The following is a 6,297-nucleotide window of genomic DNA, read 5'->3' as shown; positions in this document are numbered from 1 at the left end:
CTTTTGAAAAGCATGAACATACCATTTATATTGCAGCCTCGAGTGTCAGGGCTGGTCATCAGATAGAGCTTGTACTTACATCTAAAACCCTGGGGCAGCGAACCGCAGATCTAAAGCTGGTCACCGAACCCGTGCCTGTCTATATGGAATGCAAGCGTAAGGACGCTTATAAACCAAAGGCTGGTAGTGGCGAACACCTGGAATACATTTGGGGCCAACTGCAAAACCCGACCCCTAGCGAGAATTGGGATGGCGACGAGGTAGGTAATCATGAGGTCGTCATTCTGGTAGCAGGAGAGCCGCAACAAGAGGCTATGGCTTCTCTTGTTAGTTTTGTCAAAGGGCTCCTCAAGGAGCAGAAACGCGGTATTTTCTTCAGCCCCACGGCTAGCTCTTTCGTGTCTGTTCAAGAGCCATCCCCCGCACCACCAGGGGCTGAGAATGGCGTGTGGCTGCCTGGTGACGGCAAAGCCAGCGAGGTGCTAGCCCAGTTCTATGTAGATGATCAGGGGCGCATGCATGTAACACAGCAGAGACGGGTAGGTGTCTATCTTGTTGATTCCCACCGCATTGACGCAATTATTCAGTCTTTTGATAATGCCCGCGGTCAAATTCCCCCCAATGGCGTGGGGCTGATCTACATTTGCGTAGATGTCGCGCACGTTCGTGAGAACGAACTTTTACCCTACCTTCGGCTGATAGGCACATCTGTGGCACAAAAATTCACCCCGACCTCAAACAGTAGAGTGGGAGCGGTTATCCTTGTTACGGAACCAATCGGCTACGCGCCCAGCAGCAATAAAACAGGCTTCGCTCTTGAGCGCGCTGTTTGCGTTGTTCGAAATCCCTATAGTCCCTTACCGGCCGAGTTTCTAATTCCTGGGAAGGTGCCGAGGACATAGCATTCTTGTCGGTTTCCCTCGAGCTCTAGCTCAACACATCGCCCACCTTGATGCACCAACAGTTCAACATGTTCCTAGCGATCCCTCGAGCTACTTTTCCGGCTCGTCCACCGCCTCCACGTCGCCCTCGATTTCGTCACGTCCACGGCCAAGATGAACTCGGCCTCGGCACGATCAATGTCGAAGAGTTCCATGAGGAAGCTCGAGCGATCATCGCTAAGCACCACCAATAACCCTCTCGGTCATTCAGAAATAAGAATACGAAAAGGGCAGCGGCTTAGCTTTACCACCGGTTCATACTCTGTATCGGAGTATAATGTTCGTTATGGCGACGACCAAGCTCAGCATCATCGTTGACCCCAGTCTCGCCCGTTTCGTGGAACACTACCAGGGCCGGCATGGTGTCCGCACCAAGTCCGAGGTGGTGGAGCAGGCGCGTGAACTCTCCAAGTGCCTCGAGCCCACTGCCCGCGCCTGGCTCGAAAGGCGCGTCCTTGGCCTTCGATCACCTCTCTCCCGGCGTCTCGGGAAGGCCACGCCCCAAGGAGCTCGAGCCCAAAGATCTCGAGATCTACTTCGTCGAGGTCAGCCGCGAGGCGGGCACGGACGCCAAAGCCTTTCCCCGCAGATCCTGCTCAAGAGAGCTCTTATCTGGAGGTATGAGCGAGGTTGACACTCCCCACAGCTAAAGCCGGGGGGTTCTCGCTTCACAGAAAGGAGCTGACAGTATGCCGGACTTACCCCTTTTCAGCGATTGTTTAACGTCGGGAGTATCACGCCCGACGGCCAAAAGGCATTTGCCTTCCAGCGGGATAATGAAGAAGGTTCTGGGTATTTTGGTTTTGACCTTGGTCGGGTTAGCCGTCGCCCAGGAGGAAATTGGGGACTTCATTTATTTTCAGCGTGCCGACCCGATGACTGATGAGGACAGAAGCTTCGTCGTGACCTTCAGTGTTGACGGCGCAAACCGCTTTAGCAGACCGTCTCTAAGGTGGGCTTGCCACCTTAATGGAATGCGAATTATTTTTGATACGGAAGAGTTCCTGAACACTAAGCCACCAATCCCCGTGCGCTACAGGTTCGATAGAGAGGAAGCCTCACCAACTCACTCGTGGGGACTCATTGTGAATAATACGGCCACGTGGATTGACCTGCACAACGTCCCCCCCTTTACGGCTCGAGCATTAGCAGCCTCGCGGCTTACGATTCAGGCGACAAGCTATAGCGACAGAATCTATACCAGCGTTTTTGGCCTCAATGGTTTGTCGGAGGCTCTGGAGCGCCTACCATGCGTTCCCTCGTTGGTTGGCGAACACCTTACCGGGGACTGGGACAACATCGCCTCCGATCTGGAAGGGGCGCAACTGTTCGCCTCGAAACTCAACACCGCTTATGAGGGCCTGCTTGAGGAGGGCGAGGCGACCCAGGTTGAGCTCGAAGAGGCCCGACTCAGGCTCGAGGAGGCGCAGTCCGAGGTGGCCCGCCTGACGGGTGCCCGTGGCATCTATACGGTGCAATCCGGTGACACCCTCACCACCATCGCGAGTTTCTTCTACCGCCGCGCGGGTCGCTGGTCCGACATTCTCGAGGCTAACTCCTTTCTCATCCGGAACCCCAATTTTATCTATCCGGGAATGGTGCTTATCATCCCCTAAGACCTCAAGAAGGTAATCGGCCTTAATCGGCGATGCCCGCAGAGACGCAGCGCAAGACGCCGTAGGAGTACCTTCCCCCAAACCTCTCGAAGAGCGACTTTAAGCGGCCGCGCTCCTCCTCCGGCAGGGCGAGGGCGGCCTCCTCGATGGCGCGCAGCTCGTCCTCGGCCAGGCCCGTGGCTTCGGCCGCCGTCAGGTCGCCCCGGCGGACCAGCTCGGCCAAATGCACGAGGACGGTGCTCAGCTTGAGCGCGCGCGCCTCGGCGACCTGCTCCGGCGACCGTCCCGCGAAGATGAGCGCCCTGGTCTGCTCCACCGTGCCGTCCTCGTCCTGGGGGGCCGCCGGAATCGCGGCCACGGCTTGCTCCTGTTCCGCGGGCGCCTCGGTGTGGGCGAGGATGACCTCCAAAAAGGCCTGACCGTAGCGCTCCAATTTGGCCTTCCCCAGCCCTGACAGCCCCGCCAGCGCCGGCAGGCTCCGGGGCTTGCTCTGGGCCATCGCCCGCAGGGTGCTGTCGTGGAAGATGACGTAAGGGGGCACGCCCTGCTCACGGGCGAAGTCGGTGCGCTTAGCGCGCAGCGCCTCGAAGAGTTCCCCGTCGGCGTCTCCTAGAGGCGCCGCGTCTACCCCCCTAGGCGCCGCCTTCTTCTTGCTCGGCGTCGGGTCGTGCCGGAACCTGACCGCCTCCCCCTTCAGGACCGGGCCGCTCCTGGGCGTCAGCAGAAGCGAGCCGTGTCCCCCGGCGTCGGTGCTCAAGAAGCCCCCCGCCACGAGCTGGCGCAGGACCGAGCGCCAGGCGCGCTCGCTCAGCTCCTTGCCGATGCCGTAGGTGCTCAGCTTGTGATGCCCCAGGGACTGCATGCGCGGCGTCTCCTTGCCGAGGAGCACGTCGATGAGGTGGCCCGCGCCGAAGCGCTGGCCGGTGCGGTAGACGGTCGAGAGCGCCTTTTGAGCGGCGACGGTGCCGTCCCAGGTCGCGACCGGGGTCAGGCAGGTGTCGCAGTTGCCGCAGGGCTCCGCCAGAGCTTCACCGAAGTACTCGAGCAGCCCCTGCCGCCGGCAGCGCGGCGACTCGCAGTAGCCCAACAGCGCCTCGAGCTTTTGAGTCTCGACGCGCTTGACCTCGTCGGGGGCCGTTGAGCCGGCCATCATCCGCCGCAGAGACACTACGTCGCCGAGGCCGTAGGTCAAGAAGGCGTCGGCGGGCAGCCCGTCGCGCCCGGCCCGGCCGGTCTCCTGGTAGTAGCCCTCTAAGCTCTTGGGCAGGTCTAGATGCGCGACAAAGCGCACGTCGGGCTTGTCGATGCCCATGCCAAAGGCGATGGTCGCGACCATGACCAGGCCGTCCTCGCGCAAAAAGCGCTCCTGGTGCCGCTGGCGCGTGAGGCTGTCGAGCCCGGCGTGGTAGGGCAGCGCCTTGAGGCCGTGCTTCTGCAACCACTGCGCGGTGCCGTCCACGCTCTTGCGCGACAGGCAGTAGACGATGCCCGCCTCACCCGCATGCTCGGCGCGGTAGAAGGCGAGAAACTGCTCCTTGGCGCTCTCTTTGTCGACTACGGTGTAGCGGATGTTGGGCCTGTCGAAGCTCGAGACGAACTGCCGCGCCCCATGGAGCCTCAGCCGGGTGAGCATCTCGCGCCTCGTGGCCGCGTCGGCGGTGGCCGTCAGCGCGACGCGCGGCACCGAGCCAAAGCGCTCGGCCAGGAGGGAGAGCCCGATGTACTCGGGGCGGAAGTCGTGCCCCCACTGCGAGACGCAGTGCGCCTCGTCGATGGCGAAGAGGGCGACCTGGCTGCGCTCCAGCAGCTCCAAAAAGCGCGGCGTCAGGAGGCGCTCGGGCGCGACGTAGAGGAGATCGAGCTCGCCCGCAAGCAACTTCCGCTCGACCCCGCGCGCGCCGTCCGGGCTCAGGCTCGAGTTGAGGTAGGCCGCCCGCACACCCACTTGCAGGAGCGCGTCCACCTGGTCCTTCATGAGCGCGATCAGCGGCGAGACCACGACGCCGACGCCCGGACGCAAGAGCGCGGGAATCTGGTAGCAGAGCGACTTGCCGCCCCCGGTCGGCATGAGCACGAGCGCATCGCCGCCCGCCGCGACGTGAGACACGATGTCGGCCTGCTCGCCACGAAAGCGGTCGAAGCCGAAGACCGAGGCGAGGATGCTTTGCGCCGTCCGAAGAGCTCGCTGCGTCACCCTGCCATTGTTCCATGCCGGCGGGCAGGGGGCAAGGCGCCCTCAGGCGAGTGGGCTAGAATGGTGGGATGAGCGAGAACCCCAAAGCCGAAACCAGCGAAACCAGCCAGAGCCTCGAGCCCAAGGACGCCCTCTCAGTAACGAAGCACAGCGTCACGGTCGGCGGGCTCGAGATCCCCTACACCGTCACCGCCGGCACGATGATCCTGAGGGAAGAATCCGAGGGCAAGGGCGACCAGGAGGGCCGGTGGGAGGGCGAGAAGCCCAAGGCCTCCTTTTTCTTCGTCGCCTACAGCCGCGATGAGGTGGAGGATAGAGGCACCCGCCCCGTCACCTTCTCCTTCAACGGCGGCCCCGGCTCGTCCTCGGTGTGGCTGCACCTGGGCCTGCTCGGCCCGCGCCGGGTGCTCTTTGACGACACCGGCAACCCGCTCCCGCCCCCTTACCGGCTGGTGGACAACGAGCACTCGCTGCTGGACGTCAGCGACCTCGTCTTCATCGACCCCGTCAGCACCGGCTACAGCCGCGCGGCGCCGGGCGAAAAGGCAGGGGACTTTCACGGCTTCAAAAGGGACATCGAGTCCGTCGGCGACTTTATCCGCCTCTACAGCACGCGCTACGGGCGCTGGACCAGCCCCAAGTTCCTCATCGGCGAGAGCTACGGAACCACCCGGGCGGCGGGCCTGTCGGGCTACTTGCAGGAGCGCCACGGGATGTTCTTGAACGGCATCATGCTGGTCTCCTCCATCCTCGACTTCGCGACCGCCCGCTTCGAGCCCGGCAACGACCTGCCCTACCTGCTCTTCCTGCCCAGCTACACCGCCACCGCCTGGTACCACGAGCGTTTGCCGGAGAGCCTGCAAGGGCAGGACTTGAAGGCCGTGCTGGGGGAGGTCGAGGCTTTCGTCATGGGCGACTACAGCTTGGCCCTGATGAAGGGCGCGGCCTTGGGCGAGGAAGAGAGAACGGCTGTCGTTCAGAGTCTGGCCCGCTACACCGGCCTCTCCGAGAGCTACCTCGAACGCAGCAACCTGCGCGTGGGCATCATGCGCTTCGTCAAGGAGCTCCTGAGGGGCGAGCGCCGCACGGTCGGGCGTCTCGACAGCCGCTTTACGGGCATCGACCGCGACGCCGCCGGGGAGAGCTTCGAGTACGACCCCAGCTACGCCACCATCCAGGGGCCCTACACCGCCACCTTCAACCATTACGTGCGCGAAGAACTCCGCTACGAGAGCGACCTGCCCTATGAGATCTTAAAGGGCCTCTACCAGAACTGGAGCTACAAGGAGTTCGAGAACCAGTACGTCAACGTCGCCGAGACGTTGCGCAAGGCGATGACCATGAACCCCTTTCTCAAGGTCCACGTCGCCAGCGGCTACTACGACCTGGCCACGCCCTACTTCGCCACCGACTACACCATGAATCACCTGGAACTCGACCCGACGCTGCAAGCGAACCTTTCCAAGAGCCTTTACCAGGCCGGCCACATGATGTACGTCCACCGCGAATCGCTGGCGAAGCTGAAGGGCGAGCTGGCAGGATTTGT

Annotated in this window: 5 protein-coding genes; 4 read left to right on the top strand and 1 reads right to left on the bottom strand. The window is 62.3% G+C overall.

The window, feature by feature from the left end; genetic code table 11:
* The 3 genes from M3498_12405 to M3498_12395 all read left to right on the top strand — a co-directional run.
* Positions 1-902 (top strand): hypothetical protein (locus M3498_12405; protein ID MDQ3460085.1); only part of this gene is annotated, 902 nt, incomplete at its 5' end.
* 437 nt (positions 903-1,339) lie between these two features.
* Positions 1,340-1,591 (top strand): hypothetical protein, encoded by a 252-nt coding sequence (locus M3498_12400; protein ID MDQ3460084.1) that lies wholly within the window; start codon positions 1,340-1,342, stop codon positions 1,589-1,591.
* Between the two features lie 126 nt (positions 1,592-1,717).
* Positions 1,718-2,557 carry a LysM peptidoglycan-binding domain-containing protein gene (locus M3498_12395; protein MDQ3460083.1) on the top strand — a complete coding sequence of 280 codons (840 nt, stop codon included), beginning with the start codon at positions 1,718-1,720 and terminating at the stop codon, positions 2,555-2,557.
* A 22-nt stretch (positions 2,558-2,579) separates the two neighbouring features.
* On the opposite strand, the gene recQ is transcribed toward M3498_12395, so the two are convergent.
* The gene (gene recQ, locus M3498_12390) at positions 2,580-4,751 is read right to left on the bottom strand and encodes a DNA helicase RecQ (protein MDQ3460082.1); all 2,172 of its coding nucleotides are present in this window, start codon (positions 4,749-4,751) and stop codon (positions 2,580-2,582) included.
* A gap of 68 nt (positions 4,752-4,819) precedes the next feature.
* On the opposite strand from recQ, the gene M3498_12385 reads away from it, so the two are divergent.
* Positions 4,820-6,297, top strand: a 1,478-nt coding sequence (locus tag M3498_12385) for a peptidase S10 (protein MDQ3460081.1), incomplete at its 3' end; no start/stop codon positions are given.

Source organism: Deinococcota bacterium (assembly GCA_030858465.1).
In the GTDB taxonomy this organism is placed as follows: domain Bacteria; phylum Deinococcota; class Deinococci; order Deinococcales; family Trueperaceae; genus JALZLY01.
The sequence above is the reverse complement of the archived record's forward strand: the minus strand, read 5'-3'. Positions and strand labels throughout refer to the sequence as shown.

Coding starts and splice junctions, on each gene's coding strand:
- M3498_12395 (MDQ3460083.1), top strand. CDS start 1,718: ATGAAGAAGGTTCTGGGTATTTTGGTTTTGACCTTGGTCGGGTTAGCC.